At 65.3% G+C, this 19940-nt stretch carries 22 protein-coding genes; 7 read left to right on the top strand and 15 right to left on the bottom strand.

What is annotated here, in order from left to right:
* Nucleotides 1-25: 25 nt before the first annotated feature.
* From ACVWY3_RS34360 to ACVWY3_RS34330, 7 genes are all read right to left on the bottom strand, one after another.
* Nucleotides 26-889 (bottom strand): metal ABC transporter solute-binding protein, Zn/Mn family, encoded by an 864-nt coding sequence (locus ACVWY3_RS34360; RefSeq protein WP_456842412.1) that lies wholly within the window; start codon nt 887-889, stop codon nt 26-28.
* A gap of 2 nt (nt 890-891) precedes the next feature.
* Nucleotides 892-1761, bottom strand: a complete 870-nt coding sequence (locus ACVWY3_RS34355; RefSeq protein ID WP_456842411.1) for a metal ABC transporter permease — start codon at nt 1759-1761, stop codon at nt 892-894.
* 6 nt (nt 1762-1767) lie between these two features.
* Nucleotides 1768-2523, bottom strand: coding sequence for a metal ABC transporter ATP-binding protein (locus tag ACVWY3_RS34350; protein WP_456842410.1), 756 nt, complete (start codon nt 2521-2523; stop codon nt 1768-1770).
* A gap of 2 nt (nt 2524-2525) precedes the next feature.
* Entirely contained in the window at nt 2526-2756 is a 231-nt protein-coding gene (locus tag ACVWY3_RS34345; RefSeq protein WP_456842409.1) for a hypothetical protein, read from the bottom strand.
* Between the two features lie 43 nt (nt 2757-2799).
* Nucleotides 2800-3300: a hypothetical protein gene (locus tag ACVWY3_RS34340; RefSeq protein ID WP_456842408.1), complete on the bottom strand. Its 501-nt coding sequence runs from the start codon at nt 3298-3300 to the stop codon at nt 2800-2802.
* A complete protein-coding gene (locus ACVWY3_RS34335; RefSeq protein ID WP_456842407.1) occupies nt 3297-3908 on the bottom strand; it encodes a permease in 612 nt (203 codons plus the stop codon). Before ACVWY3_RS34335 ends, ACVWY3_RS34340 begins: the two co-directional genes overlap by 4 nt.
* A gap of 246 nt (nt 3909-4154) precedes the next feature.
* Entirely contained in the window at nt 4155-4751 is a 597-nt protein-coding gene (locus ACVWY3_RS34330; RefSeq protein ID WP_027573470.1) for a superoxide dismutase, read from the bottom strand.
* A gap of 240 nt (nt 4752-4991) precedes the next feature.
* On the opposite strand from ACVWY3_RS34330, the gene ACVWY3_RS34325 reads away from it, so the two are divergent.
* The 3 genes from ACVWY3_RS34325 (at nt 4992) to ACVWY3_RS34315 (ending at nt 7511) form a co-directional block, all read left to right on the top strand.
* Nucleotides 4992-5519, top strand: coding sequence for a GNAT family N-acetyltransferase (locus tag ACVWY3_RS34325; protein ID WP_456842406.1), 528 nt, complete (start codon nt 4992-4994; stop codon nt 5517-5519).
* Between the two features lie 80 nt (nt 5520-5599).
* Nucleotides 5600-6985 (top strand): MATE family efflux transporter, encoded by a 1386-nt coding sequence (locus ACVWY3_RS34320; protein WP_456842405.1) that lies wholly within the window; start codon nt 5600-5602, stop codon nt 6983-6985.
* A 97-nt stretch (nt 6986-7082) separates the two neighbouring features.
* A complete protein-coding gene (locus ACVWY3_RS34315) occupies nt 7083-7511 on the top strand; it encodes a DUF2147 domain-containing protein (RefSeq protein ID WP_456842404.1) in 429 nt (142 codons plus the stop codon).
* Here the strand turns inward: ACVWY3_RS34315 and ACVWY3_RS34310 are convergent.
* Nucleotides 7508-8662 carry a DUF3095 domain-containing protein gene (locus tag ACVWY3_RS34310; protein ID WP_456842403.1) on the bottom strand — a complete coding sequence of 385 codons (1155 nt, stop codon included), beginning with the start codon at nt 8660-8662 and terminating at the stop codon, nt 7508-7510. The two genes, ACVWY3_RS34315 and ACVWY3_RS34310, sit on opposite strands and share 4 nt — an antisense overlap.
* Nucleotides 8663-8876: 214 nt before the next feature.
* On the opposite strand from ACVWY3_RS34310, the gene ACVWY3_RS34305 reads away from it, so the two are divergent.
* Nucleotides 8877-9257 (top strand): hypothetical protein, encoded by a 381-nt coding sequence (locus ACVWY3_RS34305; protein ID WP_456842402.1) that lies wholly within the window; start codon nt 8877-8879, stop codon nt 9255-9257.
* A gap of 4 nt (nt 9258-9261) precedes the next feature.
* On the opposite strand, the gene ACVWY3_RS34300 is transcribed toward ACVWY3_RS34305, so the two are convergent.
* From ACVWY3_RS34300 to ACVWY3_RS34280, 5 genes are all read right to left on the bottom strand, one after another.
* On the bottom strand, nt 9262-9471 hold the full coding sequence (locus tag ACVWY3_RS34300) for a hypothetical protein (protein WP_456842401.1): 210 nt from the start codon (nt 9469-9471) through the stop codon (nt 9262-9264).
* Between the two features lie 125 nt (nt 9472-9596).
* Complete coding sequence (locus tag ACVWY3_RS34295) at nt 9597-10319, bottom strand: SDR family NAD(P)-dependent oxidoreductase (protein ID WP_456842400.1); 723 nt, start codon at nt 10317-10319, stop codon at nt 9597-9599.
* Nucleotides 10312-11694: a class I adenylate-forming enzyme family protein gene (locus tag ACVWY3_RS34290; protein WP_456842399.1), complete on the bottom strand. Its 1383-nt coding sequence runs from the start codon at nt 11692-11694 to the stop codon at nt 10312-10314. Before ACVWY3_RS34290 ends, ACVWY3_RS34295 begins: the two co-directional genes overlap by 8 nt.
* The gene (locus ACVWY3_RS34285) at nt 11681-11926 is read right to left on the bottom strand and encodes an acyl carrier protein (protein WP_370137778.1); all 246 of its coding nucleotides are present in this window, start codon (nt 11924-11926) and stop codon (nt 11681-11683) included. Before ACVWY3_RS34285 ends, ACVWY3_RS34290 begins: the two co-directional genes overlap by 14 nt.
* A 141-nt stretch (nt 11927-12067) precedes the next feature.
* On the bottom strand, nt 12068-13882 hold the full coding sequence (locus tag ACVWY3_RS34280; RefSeq protein WP_456842398.1) for a long-chain-acyl-CoA synthetase: 1815 nt from the start codon (nt 13880-13882) through the stop codon (nt 12068-12070).
* A 232-nt stretch (nt 13883-14114) separates the two neighbouring features.
* Here ACVWY3_RS34280 and ACVWY3_RS34275 point away from each other — a divergent pair, with 232 nt between their 5' ends.
* Both ACVWY3_RS34275 and ACVWY3_RS34270 read left to right on the top strand, forming a co-directional pair.
* The gene (locus ACVWY3_RS34275) at nt 14115-15095 is read left to right on the top strand and encodes a Bug family tripartite tricarboxylate transporter substrate binding protein (RefSeq protein ID WP_456843528.1); all 981 of its coding nucleotides are present in this window, start codon (nt 14115-14117) and stop codon (nt 15093-15095) included.
* A 92-nt stretch (nt 15096-15187) separates the two neighbouring features.
* The gene (locus ACVWY3_RS34270) at nt 15188-15601 is read left to right on the top strand and encodes a hypothetical protein (RefSeq protein ID WP_456842397.1); all 414 of its coding nucleotides are present in this window, start codon (nt 15188-15190) and stop codon (nt 15599-15601) included.
* Between the two features lie 10 nt (nt 15602-15611).
* Here the strand turns inward: ACVWY3_RS34270 and ACVWY3_RS34265 are convergent, their stop codons facing one another.
* Both ACVWY3_RS34265 and ACVWY3_RS34260 read right to left on the bottom strand, forming a co-directional pair.
* A complete protein-coding gene (locus tag ACVWY3_RS34265; protein ID WP_456842396.1) occupies nt 15612-15881 on the bottom strand; it encodes a DUF3551 domain-containing protein in 270 nt (89 codons plus the stop codon).
* Nucleotides 15882-15914: 33 nt separating this feature from the next.
* Nucleotides 15915-16193 carry a DUF3551 domain-containing protein gene (locus ACVWY3_RS34260; RefSeq protein WP_456842395.1) on the bottom strand — a complete coding sequence of 93 codons (279 nt, stop codon included), beginning with the start codon at nt 16191-16193 and terminating at the stop codon, nt 15915-15917.
* A 425-nt stretch (nt 16194-16618) separates the two neighbouring features.
* Between ACVWY3_RS34260 and ACVWY3_RS34255 the strand changes: the two genes are divergently transcribed.
* Nucleotides 16619-19753, top strand: a complete 3135-nt coding sequence (locus tag ACVWY3_RS34255; RefSeq protein WP_456843527.1) for a multidrug efflux RND transporter permease subunit — start codon at nt 16619-16621, stop codon at nt 19751-19753.
* Nucleotides 19754-19940 lie beyond the last annotated feature (187 nt).

Genomic DNA, 19940 nt, shown 5'->3' with positions numbered 1-19940 from the left:
ACGCGAGGCGGGGTGGCCCCTGCCCTTAATGGTCAAGCGCGCTGGTCAGGGCCTTTATATTGTGCCTGACCATGTCAATGTAAGTGGGTGCAGGCCCCTTTTCGCCGGTCAAACCGTCCGAAATCAAGGTCCCGCCGACCCTGGCGCCGGTCTCCGCCGCGATCCGCCGGATCAGGCGGTCGTCGCTGATATTTTCCAGGAACACGGCCGGGATTTTTTGAGCCTTGATCTGGCCGATGATGGCCGCGATGTCCCGCGCGCTGGGCTCGGTTTCGGTGGAAACGCCGAGCGGCGCCACGAACTGAACGCCGTATTCAGCGGCGAAATAGCCGAAGGCGTCATGGGTGGAGATCACCTTGCGCCGTTCCACCGGGATTTTGGCGATGGCGTCGCGGACCTCGCGATCGAGGGTTTCGAGCTTTTCCAGATAGGCCTTGGCCTGACCGCGGAAGAACTCGGCATCATCCGGGTCGGCTGCAGCCAGTGCGTTGGCGATGTCGGTCACGTAGATCTTGGCATTCGGCACGGACTGCCAAGCGTGGGGATCCGCGGCCGAGCCGAGCTTGAGGGGGGCGATGCCGGCGCTCGCGGTGACCACTTGTGCCTGCGCCCCGGATGACTGGACGAGACGCGGCAGCCAGCCCTCGAGGCCGAGCCCGTTAACGACGACGAGCTTTGCCGCCGCAATCCGTTTCGCATCCCCCGGCGCCGGCGTATAGACGTGCACGTCGCTGTCGGGCCCGACCAGCGTGGTCAGATCGATCCGGTCGCCGCCGACGTTGCGGACGAAATCGGCAAGGATCGAGAAGCTTGCGACCACGTTGAGCCGCTCCGCGGCATGGAGTGGCGAGGTCATCAGCAGCAAGGCAAGGAGCAGAAGGAAGCGCATCCTCACGCCTCCAGATGCCGACCGGGAAACATCTGCCTGACGATGCCGCCGACGCGACCGAACAGCACGGAGAGGACGTAGATCACCGTCGCCACCAGGATGATCGCGGGCCCCGACGGCACGCGGGTCTGGAACGACAGCACGAGGCCGGCGTAACCCGAGATGGCCGCGGCGATCACGGCGATGCACATCATCGCCGTGAGATCGCGCGACCAGAACCGTGCGATGCCTGCGGGAAGGATCATCAGCCCCACCGCCAGCAGCGTGCCGAGCGCCTGAAACCCGTTGACGAGATTGATCACGACGAGCGCGAGGAAGGCAAGATGGGCGGGGCCGCCGGCGCGGCTCACGGTGCGCAAAAACAAGGGATCGACGCTCTCGATCACCAGCGGACGATAGATCACCGCGAGCACCAGGAGCGTGATTGTGGCATTGAAGGCGACCACCAGCAGCGTCTGGTCGTCCATCGCGAGGATGTTGCCGAACAGCACGTGCAAGAGATCGATATTGGTGCCCTTGATCGAGACGATGGTGACGCCGAGCGCCAGCGAGGCCAGATAGAACGTCGCGAGCGAGGCGTCCTCCTTCAGCCCGGTCGAGCGCGCGACCACGCCGGCGAGGATCGCGACCGCAAAGCCTGCAATCAGACCGCCGGCGGTCAGTGCAAAGAGATTGAGCCCCGACAGCAGAAAGCCGACGGCCGCGCCGGGCAGGATCGCATGCGCCATGGCGTCGCCGACGAGGCTCATCCGCCGCAGCATCAGGAATACGCCGATCGGCGCGCCGGCGAGCGAGAGCGCGATGACGGCGGCAAGCGCCCGCCGCATGAATTCGAATTCGGTGAACGGACCGATCAGCGCGTCATAGGCCATCGCTGATCACGCCGCGCGCGAACTGACATCGTCCGCGGCGCAAGCCGCGGCGCTGTCGTCGAAGGCCTCGCACATGCGCATCGCGACCATCAGGTTTTCCGGCGTGAGCACCTCCGCCGTCGGGCCCCAGGCCACGGGGCCGCGCGCCAGCACGAGCGTCTCGGTGAAATGGGTGCGCACCATCTCCATATCGTGCAGCGCGGCGAGCACGGTGCGGCCCTCGGCGTGCCACTGCTTCACCAGCGCGAGCAGATCGGCGGTGGTCTTGCTGTCGATGGCGTTGAAGGGCTCGTCGAGCACGATCAGGCGCGCATCCTGGAGCAGCACCCGCGCGAACAGAACGCGCTGCATCTGCCCGCCCGAGAGCGTGCCGATCGGGCGGTTCTCGAAACCGCTGAGGCCGACGGAAGCGATGGCGCGCAGGATCTTTTTGCGCGCGGCCTTGCCGATGCCGCCGAACAGGCCGGCATCGCGCCACAGTCCGGTGCCGACGAAGTCGAACACCGAGATCGGAAAGCTGCGGTCGATCTCCGCGCTCTGCGGCAGATAAGAGATGTCGCGGGTGTCTAACCCGCCGAGATGGATGGTGCCGTCGAGCGGCTTGAGGATACCGACGATGCCGCGCAGCAGCGTCGACTTGCCGGCGCCGTTCGGACCGATGACAGCGACCAGCGCCCCTCGCGCGACTTCGCCGTTGAGATGGTGCACGGCTGGATGGCGGTCATAGCCGAGCGTGACGTTATGGAAGTGCAGCGCCGCCACGGTCACCTCATTGCCAGGAAGACGATGCCCCAGAGCACGGCGCAGACCGCCAGAGCCGCCGAAAGGCGGCCGGCCATGGTCATGCGCAGGATCGACCAGGGTGCGTCCTGCGCCGGATGCGGCGAGGTCGCATCGTGGACATGGGCATGGGTATGGTCGTGCCCATGCGAATGGTCATGGGAATGGCCGTGAGCATGGTCGTGATGATGGACGTGGGACGCGGCAGGAACCATTCGAGGACGTTATATTATAACATTACGTCTGTCCACGTCCGCCTCAGGGCTTGCCGATCACCATAGCGATGGCGGCCGCCACGAAGGGAAACGGCACCGACACCGCGCAGCGGAACCAGACGAAACGGGCCGGCATGAACGGGATTTCCCACAGGATCACCCGCTGGAAGGCGAACAGGGCCCAGGCAACGACGTAGGCGACCACCTGCGGCACCCCGCCGCCCGACTTCAGCGCCACCGTTCCGATGGAGAAGCCGATCACGGGCCCGCCGGGGGTGGCGGCGCCGGCGACCACGGCGGTCGCAACCCCGAGCCAGCCAGAGTCCGGGCCGAGCCAGCCGGTGATCACCTCCTGCGGGATGATGGCGGCGATGTACCCGGAGCCGATCACCCCGAGCGCGATCCGCGGCACGATGTTGATGAAGTCCATCGAGCCCTCGCGCAGCGAGGTCTTGAATACCGGAGGGCCGCTGCGAAAGGCGATCAGGCCGACGCCGAGCACCGAGCCCCAGAGCAGGATGTCGATCACGAGCGCCGCGCTCATGCGGCATCCTCGTCGCTTTCGCGCTTCCGATAGACCCGGACATAGACGAAACGGCCGAGGCTACCTGCGAGCACCGGCAGCGGCAGTGAGATCAGGATCCGCCACAGCGTGAAATCGGTCCCCATGATCGGGATCTCCCACGCGACCGCGCGGCCATAGCCGATCAGGGTCCAGCTCACGACCATGGCGATGGTGGCGCCGAAATCGGCACCGACCGCAAGCAGCGCGCTCGCCACGGGATAGGCAGTGAAGGGCCCGCCGGGAAGGATCGCACCGAACGCAGTGCCGATCAGAAGGCCCATCAGGCCGGATTTCGGCCCGAGCGAGCGCGAGACTCTTTCGTGCGGCAGGATCTCGGAGATGAAGGCTCCTAACAGGCAGCCCGCCAGCACGCGCGGCAGGATGCCTGAGAACAGCGAGAGATCCTGGGTGAGGATGTCGAGGACGCCGTCGGTGCCGTCGCGGCGCCAGACCAAACCTGCGCTCACCGCCACCAGCGCTGCGATGATGATGGTCGACCAGCCGATCGGCTTGCGCGCACGCCCCGGCCGCGGCTCGGACTCCGCGTCCTCGGCAGGCGCCGGGTCTATCGGGAAAGGGTCTGACAACGGGTTTGGTCGGATCGAAGGTGATGCCCATCCTGCTTAAGGGCCGCGCCGAGGGGATGCAAACGGTGTGATGACAGACCCGTGCGCGCACGGCGCAGGACTGGTCCAATCAGTCAATTCCGCACAGCAAAAAGGCGGCCGCGCATGCGACCGCCTTTGTTGTCATTCCGGGGCGGCGAAGCCGAACCCGGAATCTCGAGATCCCGGGTTCGATGCTTCGCATCGCCCCGGAATGACAGCAAGGCCTTACGCCTTCTCGAACAGGGACTCGACGTATTCCCAGTTCACGAGGTTTTCCACGAACGCCTTGAGATAGTCGGGACGGCGGTTGCGATAGTCGATGTAGTAGGAGTGCTCCCAGACGTCGCAGCCGAGGATCGGCGTGGCGCCATGCACCAGCGGATTCTCGCCGTTCGGGGTCTTGGAGATCTCGAGCTTGCCGTTTTTGACCTGAAGCCAGCACCAGCCTGAGCCGAACTGGCCGACGCCGGCGGCCTGGAAGTCCGTCTTGAACTTCTCGAAGCCGCCGAGGTCCTCGTTGATCTTCTTCTCGAGCTTGCCCGGCAGCTTGGTGCCACCGCCATTGGGCTTCATCCAGCTCCAGAAGTGGATGTGGTTGTAGTGCTGGCCGGCGTTGTTGAACACCGCGGGGTTCTTGCCGAACGAGCCCTTGACGATCTCCTCAAGGGACTTGCCTTCCCATTCGGTCCCCTTGAGCGCGTTGTTGCCGTTGGTGACGTAGGCCTGATGATGCTTGTCATGATGATATTCCAGCGTCTCCTTCGACATGTACTGGCCGAGGGCGTCATAGGCGTAGGGGAGTGGGGGCAGCGTAAAGGTCATGGCTTCTTGTCCGCAACTGGTGGGGAACGAGTTCTAACGGTCACCCCTTATAGAAGGTTCCTGCAGCATTAAATACCTCAGAATTTACGAAAACGGGTGATGGGGTGACTTCGTCCGAATGCACAAATTGGTCGCAACGGGCCGGGTGGATCAAGCCTGCGGTTCGCCATAAAATATCATTGCCTTTGAGGCGCTTAAGACAGAACAAACGCGCCACGAAGCAGAGCTGTGAAGGACGCCATGAGCATCGAGATCGACATTTTGAACGGCGACGCCTCGTGGCCGATCGCCGAGCCGCTGCATCAGGCGGTCTGGGGACCGCATATGATCGCGGGCAGGCCCTGGGCTCACGTCAAATGGGAGAACGCCCATCTTCGCGTGCTGCTCGAGACCCCCGAGGACGGTCTCGTTTGCCACGTCGGCGTCTACTTCCGCACCATCACCTGGAACGGACAGAAGGTCCATGTCGGCGGCATCGGCGGCGTCTGCACGCGTGAAGACCGGCGCAGGCGCGGCTACGCCACCATGGCGATCGACGCAGCCGTCCATACCATGCGCGCCAACGAGGCGGTCCGCTTCGGGCTCCTGTTCTGCGAACCGCACAATTACGCATTCTACGAGGCGCGCAGATGGCAGCCCTTCAAGGGCGAGGTCTATTGCGAGCAGCCGGAGGGGCGGATCCGCTTCGAATACATGGCGCCCTACGTTTTCGAGATCGTCCGCGCGCCGACGCTCGGCACCATCGACCTATGCGGCCTGCCCTGGTGAGCCCTGCGTGAACGCAGGGCTGGCGCGGATGCCGGTTGTCCTATAATATGTCGATCATCATGCAATTCACCCGGTGACACATGACGATCGACGCCCCGCTAGACGCTGCGCCGCCGGGTGCTCCGGTCGCCTCCCCCATTGCGAGCCTGCTGACGGCGCCGATCCTCCCTACGCTGCTGCGGCTCGCAATCCCCAATATGATCGCGATGGTCGGCACCACGCTGGTTGCGATCGCCGAGACCTCCTATATCGGCCGGCTCGGCACCATCCCGCTCGCCGCCATCGCGCTGGTGTTTCCGTTCGCGATGCTGACGCAGACGATGAGCGCGGGCGCGATGGGCGGCGGTGTGTCGTCGGCGATCAGCCGCGCGCTCGGCGCCGGGAATCGCGACCGCGCGGCGACGCTGGCGCTGCATGCCGCCATCATCGGCCTCTGCGGCGGACTCTTCTTTACGGCGATGATGCTCGCCTTCGGCCGCTCGTTCTTCGCGCTGCTCGGCGGGCGCGAGCGCGTGCTCGAGGAAGCCTGCGGCTATTCGCAGGTGCTGTTCTCGGGCGCGGTCGCGATCTGGCTCGTCAACACGCTCGCCTCGGTGATCCGCGGCACCGGCGACATGCGCCTGCCGTCGATGACACTGATCGGCGCGAGCGTGCTTCAGATCGCCGTGGGCGGGACGCTGGGGCTCGGCCTGTTCGGCGTGCCGCAATTCGGCATGCCCGGCGTTGCGAGCGGACAGCTGATCGCATTCAGTTGCACCGCGGTCTTCTTCCTCTGGTATCTTCTGTCCGGCCGCAGCCGGCTGGCGCTGAACTTTCGCGCTTTCCAGTTCGAGCGCGCGATGTTCCTCGACATCCTCAAAGTCGGCGCGGTGGCCTGCCTGTCGCCGCTCCAGACCGTGCTCACCATTTTGATCTTCACGAAAATCCTGGCGACCTTCGGCACCGAGATGCTGGCCGGCTACGGCATCGGCTCGCGGCTGGAATTCCTGTTGATCCCGATCACCTTCGCCTTCGGCATCGCCTCGGTGCCGATGGTCGGCATGGCAATGGGAGCCGGACATATCAAGCGCGCGCGGCGCGTCGCCTGGACCGCGGCTGCGGCTTCGGGTCTCGCGGTTGGCACGATCGGCCTCGTCGTCGCGCTCGATCCTGCGCCGTGGGTGTCGCTGTTCACCAGGGATGCCGGCGTCACCGGCGCCGCGCACAGCTATTTCCACTGGGCCGGCCCCGCCTTCGTATTCTTCGGCATGGGCGTGTCGCTGTATTTCTCCTCGCAAGGTGCCGCGCGCGTCGGCGGCCCCGTGCTGGCCTCCACCGCACGGCTGCTGATCGTCGCGATCGGCGGGATCGGCCTGATGATGGCGCAGGCGCCGGCCTGGACCTTGTTTGCGCTGGTCGGCGGCGCCATGGTCGTGTTCGGGTTCTTGACCGCGGCTTCGGTCGCGTTCGCGCGCTGGGGCAAATGAGCGCAGGCGAATCAAGCGCAGGAATGTGATTCAATCCGGCGTTGCACTATCCTGCCGGGCTGCTATGGAGGCACCTCGATTTTTCGGGGCTTTTTCCATGCTCAGCAGATTCGCGATTCCTTCCGTCATCCTGGCTGCGCTGTTTGGCGCGCCGGCCGCCCATGCGCAGAGCGCCGATGGGACCTGGCTCACCCAGGCGGGTGATGCGCGCGTGAAGATCAGCAAGTGCGGCGGCGGCATCTGCGGCCACATCGTCTGGCTGCGCGAACCCATGGACACCGCGACGGGCCAGCCCGCCACCGACAGCAAGAACCCCAATCCCGCGCTCGCGAGACGCCCGATGATCGGCCTGCCATTGTTCAGCGGCATGCAGCCGTCAGGGCCGAATAAATGGTCGGGCCAGATCTACAATGCCGATGACGGCAGCACCTATGCGAGCAGCGTCACGGTCACGGGCGCAGATTCGCTGCGGGTCGAAGGCTGCGTCGGCGCGCTCTGTGGCGGCGAGACCTGGACCCGGCGCTAATCCGCCGCCATCATCGCCTTCAACGCCGTCGCCGCCGAGGCGTAGCCGCCCCGCGCGCCGTCGATGAAGTGGACATGGTCGCTGCGCAGCGCCGAGGGCGTGAAGCAGGTCATCATCGCGGCGTCCTGCTGGTAGAGGCCGTAGCGCACGATGCCGTCGCGCGCCGCCATCGCGAGGCGCTCGCTCAAGGCGCGCTCGAGCTGCGGCGTGCAGTCGAGGATCATGCGCAGGCCATCGTCATATTTGCGGAAGTCCGAGTTCTCCACCACCTGGCGCTTGTAGACATCAGGCACGAAGCCGCCGACCTTGAGGTCGAAACGCATGATCAGATAGACGAACAGCGTATAGGCCAACACCCCGGCTCTGCGCGCCAGCAGCGGACCGCCGCGCTTGGTGCGGGCTTCGAAGTCCAGCCCCTGCGGTGGCCATTTCAGCGGCGGGCCCTGCGGCGGGACGGGACGGCCGCCATCCGGGCTGCGCTCGACGAGGTGAATGATGTCCTCGATCACCTTGCGGAAGGCTGCGGGATCGGCACCGCGCGCGGGCATCACCAGCACCGACAGGATCAGGCCGCGCGCGGCCGGCATCACCTCGAAGCGGCAGGAGGACAGGCCGGAGAGATCGGGCTGCGTGCCCGCTGGCGCCTCCGCGACCGCGAACTCGCCGCGCTTCATCGCGGCATCGGCGAAGGCGAGCCCGCCGCCCGAGAACATCGCATAGGACAAATTCGCCGACGGACCGAAACGTGCAACGCGCACGTCGAGGCCCTGCGCACGGATGGCGCTGACCGGTACCAGCGCGACGCGCATGTTCAGATCGAGGTCCTCTCGCACCCAGGTCGCGGTCGCAGCCAAGGCTTCGCGCGCGGCTTCGAGATCGGACGGCGCGACTGCAAAGCTCGCGCCGTCGCCGCCGAACACGAAGGGGAATTCGCGCCCCTTCAGCGCATTGGTCACCGCCGCGATCACGGCGGCGCCGGCCATGTTGACCGCCTTGTAGCGCTGCGCCGCGATCGCCTTGGTCGAATCCACGATGTCAGCAACGCCAATGCTCCAGTCATCCGGCAGTGGCGCATAGAGCGCGGGGTCCATCAGGCTGGTGAAGCCGCGGAAGACGGGAATGCCGCCGTAGAAGGAGTCGCCTGATGTCATCGGGGGATGCCGAATGGTTGGGAAGCGGTCCGAGAGAGCTACGAGGCAGGAGCGATCCGGGTTCGCCGGGCGGCGCCCGTTTCGATCATTGGCCGAAACTGGCCCGGACAACAAGATCGCAGAGCGCCGCAATGCCGCGGCCGATCATTGATCGGCGTCAAACAGCCGGCCGGAGCAACCTCTACGATGGCGGCATCTCCAAGAGTTACGCGGGATGATCGAGGTGTCCGACTTCAGCAACAGGCACTCCACGGCTCCGGGGCGCACGGGACTTGATCCGATCAGCGCGGTGAAGATGCCGGAAAGGCTGACGGCGGCCGTCGATGCCTGGGCTGAAGCCCATCATTTGTCGCGTTCGGCTGCTATCTGCAAGCTGGTCGAACTCGGGCTGAAGATCGCACCTAGTGCGCCGGCATCGGCGCACCCGGTTGCATCCGGCGCCGCGCGGATCGAGGAGATCGCGGTGCACGAGATCGAAGGGCTGCTAGATCCCGCCTTGCCGGTCGATGAACGCGAACGCCGCATCCGCCGCCTCACCGAGGGGCCGCCGGAATTCTCACACGAACGGATCGACCTGCCGAAGCAGGAGACGTGAGCGCCTAGTGCAGCTTCTCGTCCTCACGCTGGCGCAACGCCTCGAGCGAGGCGTCGTGGCAGCCGACCAGCCGCACGAACTGCTGCGGATATATTTCATAGCCGTGACCGCCGGAATTCTGATGGGCCATCGGCGGGCAATGGATGTCGTCAGGCTTCGCGCCAGATTGCTCGGCCTGGCCCTTATGTGAAGCGGTCATGTCTTGCACGGTCATGGACTGCTCCCTGTCGATTAGGGCAGATCGATTGACGTAACCCAATCGATTGCGGGGCATCTTACGACCAAATCCGGCGGGATGTCATTGCGCCGGATCAACTCAATTGTGGCAGACGGGTTCCTTTATGCCGTGTTGCCCGCATCGATCGTGAACACGGTGCCGGTCACGTTGCGGCCACCCTCGCCGAGCAAATATTCCACCATGCGCGCGACGTCGTCCGTCTCAGGCAGGCGGCGCAACGCGCTGCGGCCGGCGATGCGCTTGCGGCCTTCGTCGGAAAGATTGTGGGTGAGCTCGGTGTCGATGAAGCCGGGCGCGATCGCATTCACGGTGATGCCGAGCTTGCCAACCTCACGCGCGAGCGAGCGGGTGAAGCCGGTCGCAGCCGCCTTGGTCGCGCCATAGACGGAGAGGCCGTTATAGCCTGTCGTCGCGATGATCGAGGAGATGTTGATGATGCGACCGGCGCCATCGGCCATCATCTGCCGCGCGACATATTTGGTGAGGATGATCGGCGACAGCACATTGAGCTGCACCAGCGCCTCGATCTCCGAATTGTGCATGGTCGCGAGCAGGCCTTCGGTGCCGAGGCCAGCATTGTTGACGAGGCCGAAGGTCGGGCCGAACTCGTCGCGCACGAGCTTTGCGAAAGCGGGGATCGCATCGATCACGGCGAGATCGCAGGCGCGGAAGTGCAGGCGTCCTTCGGACTCCGCGACCGCCGCCTTGAGCTCGTCGCTCTCGCGCCGCGCAGCCGCGATCACGTTGAAGCCGGCACCGGCGAGGCGCTTGCCGATCGCTAGCCCAATGCCGCGGCTGCCGCCTGTGACGAGGACATTATGCATCGGTGCGCGCCAGTTTGCCGGCCGGCGTGACGTCGAGCGCCTCGACGAAGCGGATCACCGCCGGCACCTTGTGGGACGCGAGCTGCGCGCGGCACTGCTCCAGGATCTGGTCGCGGATTTCCTTCACCCACGCCTGGTCGGTGCCTTCAGCGAGGATCACGTCGGCGACGACGATGCCGCCGGTAATTGGGCTGCGCCGCGACTTCGCCCGCGACATCCGCACGTCAGGGTGACGGTTGATCACCGCCTCGATTTCCTCGGGGTGGACCTTCAGCCCGCCGATATTGATGATGCCGCCGCGGCGGCCGACGAAATAATAGCGGTCGCCACGCAATTCGACGATGTCGCCGCTGTCGACGAAGCCGTCCGCGTCGGTGAGCGCGGCGGCGCTGCGGCCGACATAAGCATGCGCCGTGCGCGTCGAGCGAATCCGCAGCGAGCCGTCGACGACCTTCATCTCGACGCCGTTGCGGTTGCCGAGATAGTCGGCTGGAAAGCCTTCAAGCCCGTCATTGACCGCGAAGCCGACGCCAGCCTCGGTCGAGGCATAGGCATGGCCGACGGAGGAATTTGGGAAGGCCGCCTTGAGGCCGTCGAGCACCGCCTGGTCGGCGATCTCGCCGGAGAGGCGGACATAGTGCGGGGCGAATTGGGCAGCCGCGCCGCTCATCAAGAGCTTGCGCCAGTGCGAGGGCGTGCCGGAGATGTGCGAGACGCCGCGCGCGTTCAGCCGCGCGACGTGATCGCCGAGCGCCTCATGCGGATCGCACAGCACCATGGAGCCGCCGGACAGAATGGCGCGGAGGAAGATCTGCAGGCCGCCATAGCGGCGGATGTCGTAGAACGTCGCCCACACTGGTGCAGGCCCCTTCGCGGGACCTTCGGCGACGATGGCGCCGGTGAGCGCCTCCAGCGTATGGCCGACGATTTTCGGCACGCCCGAGGTACCCGACGTCAGCATCAGCCATTCGGTGGCGCGCTCGGTCCTGGCAGGTATGGTGGCCTGAAGCGGCAATTGTGCGGTGACGACCAGCGACACGCCGGCATCCGTCCAGCGATCGGGCTCGTCGGTGACGACGGCATCGATGCCGGCATCGGCGATCAGCGCGTCGAGATGCGCCGGATTGAGATCGGGCGGGCACAGCAGCATGCGACGTGCGACGCCGTCGAGCTCGATCATGGCAAGACCCGACCGGAGCTGGTCGGACAATTTCAGTAGCACCGCACGGCCGGACAATTCGTGCAGACGGCCGCCGAGGACCGTCTGCGACAGAATATCCGTCAGCGACACCATATGGTGCGCGTCCGACAGCGTGCGGCCGGTCAACTCCGGGCTGAGATGGTCGCGGAGCGCAAAGATCTCACGCGGGGACATTTTCGTAGGCCCGCACGAAATCGCCCACTGTGGCGGGGAACGCTGCGTCCTCGGAAATGGTGAAGGGATCGACGCCGATCTCGTCTTCGAGGCGCGCCACCAGAATGGCGAAGGCGAGCGAGTCGAAGCCCGTCTCATGCAGGGACAGATCGTCCGAGAGGGCAGGAAGCGTCACGTGTTGCTCTTTGGCGATCTGCTGGATCGCCTCAATGACCTTGGACCGTACCGACATGGCTGGCTCGCTCTTATTGATTTCGATGTTACGGCGGCTCTTGATGACCGCCTCCCCATGACCGTCTGTTTACCCGACAGAGGTAAATGGCTTCTTGGACAATTCAGATAAAATTGGACCTACCTAGCGATTTCCGCAGCGCTAGAGCCTGATCGTGCCGTCGATAATCTTGGTAAACACCCCTGACTCGAGCGCGACATAGGCGCCGGATTTCGGATCGAGCATGAACAGCGGATCGGAGATCGCTGCCGGATCAAAGCCCTGCCGCGCCAGCTCGCCCTTCTTCTGCTTGAAGGTCTCGGTCGCATCGAGCTCGCGCGAGATGCGGACGAAGACCGGGCGGGCGTAAGCCGGCAGGCGCGCGGCGAGATGAGCCGGCAGCGCGGCGATGTCAAAGCCCTCGTTGACAACGATCGCGCTCATGCCGGCGCGGCCGTCGGTGCCGGGGATGCTGACGCCATAGGTGGTGGCATCGATCACCCCGGTAAAATCGCGCACAGCGTCGTTCACCTCGGAGGTGGCGACGTTCTCGCCCTTCCAGCGGAAGGTATCGCCGATGCGATCGACGAAATGGAAAAAGCCCTTGTCGTCAAGCCGCATCAGATCGCCAGTCCGGAACCAGGCATCGCCCTTGACGAGCACGTCGCGAAGTATCTTCTTCTCGGTCTCGCCGGCATCGGTATAGCCCTCGAAACGGCCACCGCCTTCGTCGGCCGTGCCGATGCGGCCGATGGCTTCGCCGGCTTCGCCACGGACGCAGGCGATGCAAAAGCCCTCGTCATTGCGCAGCGGTGCACAGCCATCGGGATCGAGCTTGACCAGGCTCGCCGGAAACCGGTGCGCGAGCAGCGGCGGGATGCGGCCGATCGCGCCGGGCTGGCCCTCGACGTTGAACAGCGAGAAATTGCCTTCCGTGGCCGCATAGAATTCGAGGATGCGCGGAATGGCGAAGCGCGCCTGAAAATCTTCCCAGATGTCGCCGCGCAAACCGTTGCCGCAGACGAGCCGCAGCCGATGGCGGTTCTCGTATTCCGACGGCGGCGATTTCAGCAGATAGCGGCAGAGCTCGCCGATATACTGGAACAGCGTGCAGTCGTGCCGCACGATGTCGGGCCAGAAATGCGAGGCGGAGAATTTGTCCGCGATCACCACCGAGCCGCCGGCGGCGAGCATGCTGCATGGCGCGACGACGCCGCCGACCGAATGGAACAGCGGCAGGCAGTCATAGAGCCGGTCCTGCGGCGTGGCGCCGGCGAGGCCGGCGAACCAGAAACCCCAGTTGAGGATGCGGCGATGGCTGATGCTGGCGGCCTTGGGCAGCCCTGTGGTGCCGGACGTGTAGATCAGCAGCGCGCGGTCGTCGATCGTGACGTCGCCGTGCTCGTCCGGCGAGAGCGGCGCATCGTCGAGCGCAGCGAGCGCGACGTCGATGGCGCGCTCGCTGCGGGCATCGCCATGGGTCCAGACTTTTGCCTGCCCCTTCAAATGCGGCGCTGCGCCGTCCAGCATTTCTGCCAGCTCATGCGCGACGATGATATGCAAGGGCTTTGCGACGTCGATGCAATGCGCGAGCGACTGTCCGACCAGCTTGGTGTTGATCAGCGCCACCACGCCGCCGACCCGGCTGATGCCGAGCCAGGCCGCGACATAGTCGATGCCGTTCGGCATGATCAGGGCAACCGTATCGTTCTTGGCGACGCCGACCGAGCGCGCCCAGCGCGCATAGCGATTGACCCGCTTCGACAGGCCGTCGTAATCGAGTGTTGTCTCGTCGGCGACCAGCGCAATGCGGTCCGGCTGGCGCTGCGCCCAATCGTCGACGACGTCGGCAAACAGGCGGCCCGGCAGCGTCTCGATGCGCGCCGTGAGCTCAATGGCCTTCAGCCAGATCCTTGAAGCCGAAGGCGCACGTGCGGCTTTTGGTTGCTCGATGACGCCGGTAGTCATGCCGTTCATTCTCTCGGAACGTATCTGCAGGTAGCGGCAGCTTAGCCGGCGCGCCCTGCCCAGGTGTTAAGAGAGAAGGTAAAAGCCGGTTAGTGCGCGATTAACTCCAGTCATCCTTTACCAAGCCGGCAGGATCGGGGTGCACCGTGGCGCAATTATTGCGATAGCAAATCCAGTCAATTCGGGCACGCTGCGCGCGTCCCCTCTCCTTGGTTGCAAGCGAACCGAACTGGGCACGATGGTGATCACCAGACGACATTTCCTTCAGACCGCCGCCTGCACCGTCGCCACGCTGGCCGCGCCGCGCACCTTCGCGACCGGCAACCCCCCTTATCCCTCACGCAGCGTGAAATGGGTGGTGCCCTATGCGCCTGGGGGCGCGACCGACGTGCTGTCCCGGCTGCTCTGTCAGCGCCTGTCCGACCGGCTCGGCCAGACCTTTGTGGTCGAGAACAAGCCGGGCGCCGGCAGCAATATCGGGACGCAGGCCGTGATCACGTCGGCGCCCGACGGCTACACGCTGCTGCTGACCTCGACTGCGAACGCGATCAACGCCTCGTTCGATCCCTCGCTACCCTACGATTTCGCCAAGGCCATCGCGCCGGTCGCCGGGCTCGCACGGATCCCGCTGGTGCTGGTCGTCAACAACGACCTGCCGGTGAAGAATGTCGCCGACTTCATCGCCTATGCCAAAGCCAACCCGGGCAAGATGTCGATTGCCTCGTCCGGCATCGGGACCTCGCTGCATCTGTCCGGCGAGCTGTTCAAGTCGATGGCCGGCATGCAGTTCACCCATGTACCCTATCGCGGCTCGGCGCCGGGCCTCACCGACGTGATGAGCGGCCAGATCCAGGGCATGTTCGACAACGTCACCTCGTCGTTCGAGCTGGTGCGCGCCGGCAAGCTGCGCGCGCTCGGCGTCACCACGCGCCAGCGTTCGGAGACCCTGCCCGACGTGCCGCCGATTGCGGACACCTTACCCGGCTACGAGACCTCATCGTTCTACGGCGTCGGTGCTCCCAGCAACACGCCGCGCGAGATCGTCGATCTGCTCAATCGCGAGATCGACACCGTGCTGTCCGACACCGAGATCAAGGCCCGCATCGCCGAGCTCGGCGCGATCCCGCTGCACGGCAACGCCAGTAAGTTCGGCAGCATGCTGAGCGCGGAGACGGAGCGCTGGCGCAAGGTTGTGGAATTGTCCGGGGTCAAGAAGGAGTAGCGGCGCGGAACGCGGATTGCGTCCACGCCGTCCACACCCACTATTCCTAGCGGCTTGCCGAAATATCCCGAGCGCGGGCATGTTGCCGCGTCATGACGACCAAATCCCGCGAGCGAATTTATGGTGCGTCCGTCCGGGCGGCGGCCGAGCGCGCGGCCGACGTGCGTAAAGAGGCCGATCGCCTCGCCTGCGAGGCCTGGAATCAGCGGATGCTGGGGTTCCGGGGTCCCGCACAGCCATCGCCGACGCTGGGCGACGCGCTCAACGCGGGCTACTGCTATCTCGAGGTCAAGTGCCTGGGCTGCGAGACGCATCAGACGGTGGCGCTCGACATCATCAGGCGGAGGAAGTCGACACCGATCCACGAGCTTGAGCGGGCCATGCGCTGCCGCCAGTGCTCGGAGCTTGCGGGGCGCCCCTACAAGCGCAGCCATCTGGTCGCGCTCCGCACGACAAAAATTTCCGCAAAAGAACCGCGCTCGAATTGGTGGCCGGGCGAGCGGTGATCGTGCGGAGCTAGCCGCCGCGCCTGTAGCGCGCGCGGGGCAGCGGAGCGTTGACCGGATAGTACGGATTGAGATCGCAGGTCGCGGGACGGCCTGAGGCCGTGGCGCGGCACTGCGGCAGCGAGATGAAGGAACAGTCGTACCATTCCCCACCACCGCCGTTCGCGCCGGAATAGACGTGCATGCAGATCGGGAAGCGGGGATCGAACGTCTGCGCCTGCGCCGGCGCAGCCGCGATCAATGCACCGACGATCACCATCAGACCGAATGAGCTGCGCATGACAAGCATCTCTCCAATCCGCATCGCGGATCGCTAGTACTGTTTCCTGTGACGCTTGCGCGGAGGCGGCGGCGGTTCGAAGGCATAGTAGGGATTGAGGTCGCAGCTTGCCGAGCGGCCGGACGCCGTGGCGCGGCACTGCGGCAGCGAGGTGAAGGAGCAGTCGAAATAGTCGCCGCCGCCGCCAGCGAAGCCGCCTGGCGTATAGACGTGCATGCACACCGGGTAGCGCGGATCATAGGTCTGTGCGCTGGCGTCCGCCGCGGCAAACAGCGAGGCAATCGCGGTCAGGGTCAAGATCGGCAGGCGCATCGGACATTTCCTCGAATCGGCAACAACGGCACGCGGTATGCCATTTCGATATGGCACAACGGCGCGCAACAAGCGATTGTTCCTGTTCATACCTCTCCCGCTTGTGACGCGCGGCGAAACGGATGAGACACGGCGCCGCAACCTGTGAAAACGGGAAGACGCGGCGTTTTCGGCCTGCACGGAGCGCATAACTCGCCGCAGATCTCCTGCGACAAAGGTTGCAAGCATCCGGCGCAGGAATCCGTTCGCACGCTGGCGCAAACGGACTAGTCTTTCGAGCACAAGGCCGGCCCCGGACCGACGACGTTCCAGGGCAATCAACAAACAAATGGGCTGAAGGAAACGCACATTCGCGCTCGGGCTCTTTCGGGCGCGGCTCCGCCATGAGCGGGGGAGAAGATGCGCTGGCCCTCTGGTCCCAGGGCATGCAAGAGAGCTTCTCGTCTCCGTTCATCCGCTACCCGATCGGCACTTCATTGCTGATGGCGGGCATCCTGTTCGTAGGCCTCGTCGCCTATCCGCTGCTGCCGGTCGCACCGCTGCCCCAGGTCGACTTTCCGACCATCCAGGTTTCCGCGTCGCTGCCCGGCGGCAGTCCAGAGACCATGGCCTCCTCCGTGGCGCAGCCGCTCGAGCGCCAGCTCGCCCAGATCCCCGGCATCTCGCAGATGACGTCAACGAGCTCGCTCGGCTCGGCCTCGATCACCATCCAATTCGATCTCAACCGCCTGATCGATGCCGCCGCCAACGACGTGCAGGCCGCAATCAACGCGGCGAGCGGACAACTGCCGAAAAACCTGCCCTCGCCGCCGACCTATCGCAAGGTCAATCCGGCGGACTCCCCGATCATGATCCTGTCGGCGACGTCCGACACGCTGCCGCTGACCACGGTCAGCGACCGCACCGATGCCCAGCTCGCCCAGCAGATCAGCCAGATACCGGGCGTCGCGCAGGTGTTCGTCGGCGGCCAGCAAAAACCCTCGGTGCGCATCCAGATCGATCCGGCCAAGCTCGTCGCTAAGGGATTGTCGCTCGAGGACGTGCGCAGCCAGATCGCGATCGCCACCGCCGACAGCCCGAAGGGCAATATCGACGGCACGCGGCGCTCCTACACCATCTACGCCAACGACCAGTTGCTCGAGGCGGCGCACTGGAAGGACATCATCGTCGCCTATCGCAACGGGGCGCCGTTGCGGATCCGCGACATCGGCGAGGCCGTTTCGGGGCCGGAAGACATGAAGACCGCGGCGTGGGCCGACGGCAAGCGCGGCGTGTTCCTGGTCATCTTCAAGCAGCCGGGCGCCAACGTCATCGAGACGGTCGACCGCATCAAGGAGAAGCTGCCGCGGCTGATCGCGGCGATCCCGCCCGCGATCAAGATCAAGATCATCAGCGACCGTACCATCACCATCCGCGCCGCGGTCGAGGAGGTGCAGATCACGCTGATGATCACCATTGCGCTGGTGGTGATGGTGATCTTCGTCTTTCTGCGCAGCTTCTGGGCCACGATCATCCCAAGCATCACCGTGCCGCTGGCGCTGCTCGGGGCCTGCTCGCTGATGTGGGTGTTCGGCTATTCGCTGGACAATCTCTCGCTGATGGCATTGACCATCGCCGTCGGCTTCGTCGTCGACGACGCCATCGTGATGCTGGAGAACATCACACGTTATGTCGAGCGGGGCGAGAGCCCACTCGCCGCGGCGTACAAGGGGGCGGCCGAGATCGGGTTCACTATCGTCTCGATCAGCATCTCGCTGGTTGCGGTGCTGATCCCGCTGCTGCTGATGGGCGGCATCATCGGCCGGCTATTCCGCGAATTCGCGGTGACGCTTTCGATGGCGATCTTCGTCTCGCTGGTGGTGTCGCTGACCCTGACCCCGATGATGGCCTCGCGTTTCCTGCGCGCCGACCACGAGGCGCGGCGCGGCCGCTTCTACCAGTGGAGCGAGCGGATGTTCGAGCGCCTGCTCGGCGCCTACGAGCGCGGACTGGACCTCGCGCTGAAACACAGTTTCGTCACGCTTCTCATCTTCTTCGGCACCGTCGCGCTCTCGGCCGTGCTGTTCGTCATGATCCCCAAGGGCTTCTTCCCGCAGCAGGACAACGGCTTTCTCACCGCGGTATCCGAGATGCCCCAGGACATCTCCTTCGCCGAGATGAAGCGGCGGCAGGAGGAGCTGAATGCCCTCGTGCAGGCCGACCCCGCGGTCGATTCCATCGCGATGTTCATCGGCGGCGGCGGCACGGCGCTGAACTCGGGGCGCATGTATATCACGCTGAAGCCGATCGGGGAGCGCGACGCCAGCGCGCAAGCGATCATCGCGCGGCTGCGGCCAAAGCTCGCCGAGGTCGAGGGCGCTCGCCTCTATATGCAGGCCTCGCAGGACGTGCGGCTCGGCGGGCGCGCCACCCGCACCCAGTTCGAGTTCACGCTCCAGGACGCCAATCTCGCCGAGCTGAACGAATGGGCGCCGAAGATCCTGGCCGGCATGAGAAGCCTGTCGCAACTGCGCGATGTCGCCACCGACCAGCAGACCGAGGGCACGACCCTGCAGCTCAGGATCAATCGCGACACCGCCGCGCGCTACGGCATCCAGCCGCAACTGATCGACGACACGCTCTACGACGCCTTCGGCCAGCGCCAGGTCGCGCAATATTTCACCCAGACCAACAGCTATCACGTGGTGCTCGAGATCACGCCGGCGTTGCAGGGCCAGCTCGAGACGCTCGAGAAGCTCTACATCAAGTCGCCGCTGACCGGGGAGCAGGTGCCGCTCTCGGTGATCTGCAACTGGACCAACGTGCCGGTGCGGCCGCTCGCGATCGCGCATCAGGGCCAGTTCCCGGCGGTGACGATCAGCTTTAACCTCGCCGAGGGCGTGGCGCTGGGACAGGCCACCGATGCCGTGCTGCGCGCCATCGGCGCCATGGGCGCGCCGCCGACGCTGTCGACGAGCTTCCAGGGCACCGCGCAGGCGTTCCAGCAATCGCTCGGCACTGTGCCGATGCTGATCCTCGCCGCGCTGGTCGTGGTCTATCTCGTGCTGGGCGTGCTCTATGAAAGCTACATCCACCCGCTGACCATCCTGTCCACGCTGCCCTCGGCCGGCGTCGGCGCGATCGCGATCCTGATGATCTTCGGCTTCGACTTCAGCCTCATCGCCCTGATCGGGGTTATCCTGCTGATCGGCATCGTCAAGAAGAACGGCATCATGATGGTGGACTTCGCCATCGCCGCCGAGCGCGAGCAGCATCTGACGCCGGAGCAGTCGATCCGCCAGGCCGCGCTGCTGCGCTTCCGCCCGATCATGATGACGACGATGGCGGCGCTGCTCGGCGGCGTTCCCCTGATGCTCGGCACCGGCACCGGCGCCGAGATCCGCCAGCCGCTCGGTTATGCCATGGTCGGCGGCCTGCTGGTAAGCCAGGCGCTGACGCTGTTCACGACGCCGGTCGTCTATCTCTATCTCGACCGCTTTTCCAACCTGCTGTCACGCTGGATGGAGGGGAAGCCGCAGGCCGAGACAGCCAGCGGCAAGCAGAAGGATGCGGCGGAGTAGAAAGACAACGCTCAGGATTCCGTCATTGCGAGCGAAGCGAAGCCATCCAGACTCTTTGCGCGGAGGGCTTCCGGATTGCTTCGCCGCTTCGCTCCTCGCAATGACGCTGTGAGGCAGTGCCGGGTGGGCAAAGGCGCAAGGCGCCGTGCCCACCCTCCGCATGTGGTGGGCACGCTTCCGCCCTCGC

It is taken from the genome of Bradyrhizobium sp. USDA 4486 (assembly GCF_054057995.1).
The sequence above is the reverse complement of the archived record's forward strand: the minus strand, read 5'-3'. Positions and strand labels throughout refer to the sequence as shown.